This window comes from Nocardiopsis lucentensis DSM 44048 (genome assembly GCF_000341125.1).
Classification (GTDB): domain Bacteria; phylum Actinomycetota; class Actinomycetes; order Streptosporangiales; family Streptosporangiaceae; genus Nocardiopsis; species Nocardiopsis lucentensis.
Genome location: NZ_ANBC01000347.1, coordinates 1 through 1919, shown reverse-complemented (window position 1 = coordinate 1919; position 1919 = coordinate 1). Strand labels below are relative to the sequence as shown.

Below are 1919 nucleotides of genomic sequence, written 5' to 3'. Positions count from 1 at the left end.
TGGGGGGGGAGCCGCAGCATCGGCTCCCCCGCCTTCGTGGTGCGGGTCTCCAACACGCGCGCCAGGGTCAGCCCGCACTGGTCGAGCAGGGCGCGGCCCGGTTCGACGTACAGGTCGTAGAGGTTCTCCAGCAGCAGGCCGCCCAGCGTGCGGCCCAGGGTCGGCGCGGTCCGCGACAGCAGGGCGTCCAGGTAGGCGGGGCCCGCGTCGGGCCGGTGCGCCGGGTACAGGCCCAGCGAACCGCGCACGGTGCCGCCCTCGGCGCGCAGGCCGTAGCCGTGCCCGCCCCAGGTCAGCGCGGGCCGCTCGCCCAGGACGGCGCGGGTCAGTTCGGTGGTGTAGCGGTCCCACTCGTCCCGGTCGTCGACGTAACCCACGCCGAACCCGCCGCCGACGTCGACGATCCTGGGCTGGAAGCCCCGGGCGCGCAGGGCGTTCATCGCGTGCAGACAGCCTTCGAGGGCGACGGCCTTCTCGTCGAGGCTGACGGTGTCCAGGTGGTAGGCGGTGCCGATGGGGTCGATCGCGTCGCGGTGCCGCTCCAGGTCGTCCAACAGGCCGTCCAGGGCGGCGGCGGGGACGCCGAAGCGGCTCTCGCGCGACCGGATCGCCACCCCCGGCGCGGTGAATCCGGACAGCCGGACCAGGACGCGCACCGGGGACAGCCGGTGCTCGCGCACGAGTGCGGCCAGGGTGTCCAGCTCGGCGGGACCGTCGACGTGGACGGCGGCGCCCACCAGCGCGGCCAACCACAGGAACGCGGTGTCCTTGGGGCCGGAGGCCACGATCCGGTCGCCGGTGAACCCCGCGCCGAGCGCGTGCCGTAGTTCGCCGAGGGAGGCCACGTCGATCCCGGCGCGGGTCGCCGCCAGCCGTCGGACCAGGGCGCTGGAGCGGTTGGCCTTGTGCGCGAAGAACTCGCGGCCGTCCAGTCGGTGGGTCCGGCGGACGTCGGCGAAGCGTTCGGCGTTGGCCGCGATCCGGTCGGGTAACAGCACGTCGAGGGGGGAGCCGAGCGCGTCGGCCAGGGTGTGGAGGAGGTCGGACGAGTCCAGGAGGGGCGCCAGCGGCGGTTCCAGCCGCGGTCGCAGGTACAAGGGGGGCTCGTCCACCCGGCTCTTCCTCCCCAGAGCGGAACACTCTCGACGGTCCTCCCGACTCCTTTCCAGTTGCCGCGTGCCTTACCCCCGCATGACCGTCGCTTCACCGGGAGTGAGGTGGCGGGGGAGAGGTCTGCCGAGGAAGGCGGTACTGCGACCCTCGCAAACTATGATCAGGGTCACACGGAAGAGTGGGGTGTGCGGGCTCAACGCAGCTCGACGGTGACGCCGAAATGCCGCAGTGCGCGAAAGACGTCGTCGAAGTAGCCGAGCCGCCCCTCGGGGGCGAGGCGGACGTCGGCCAGTGCGCGCCGTGAGGCGCGGGCGTCGTGCCACACGAGCCGGAAGGGGGGCTCGACGGCGAACCCGCCGGACAGGCAGTCGCACATCGCGTCCATGCCCCATCCGTAGTAGCCGCCGGGGCCGTTGAGCGCCTCGCCCAGGGCGCAGTGCAGTCCGGGGACGTCGGTGACGGAGCGGCCGTCGAGGTGGTATTCGCCCCCCGAGCGCGGGAGCGGGGCGTCGGCGCGGGTGAAGTACAGGTGGAGCGCCAGTCGGAGCCAGGCGTTCCTGCCCTCGGTGGAGAAGGCGGTCCACTGGTTGGGGGAAGTCGGGACGCCCTCGCGCCACAGGTCCCACACCGGTCGCGCGGTCACTGGGGGACGCTCGCCGTCCCCGGCGACGACGGGGATGTCGAGGAGCGCGCCGCCCGTCGCCGACGGCCGGGCGCCCGCCGTGTCCAGGGTGACCGGGAACCGTTGCATCTCCCGCCCGTTCGCGTCCAGGGGACACAGGTCCACTCCGACCGGGGCGCGATCG

2 protein-coding genes are annotated in these 1919 nt (G+C 73.6%); both read right to left on the bottom strand.

Annotation, left to right across the window (positions count from 1 at the left end):
* The coding region (locus tag D471_RS0112190; RefSeq protein ID WP_017598873.1) for a type III PLP-dependent enzyme domain-containing protein at nucleotides 1-1112 on the bottom strand (1112 nt) is incomplete at its 3' end.
* 194 nt (nucleotides 1113-1306) lie between these two features.
* A partial coding sequence (locus D471_RS0112185; protein WP_017598872.1) for a barstar family protein occupies nucleotides 1307-1919 on the bottom strand: 613 nt, incomplete at its 5' end.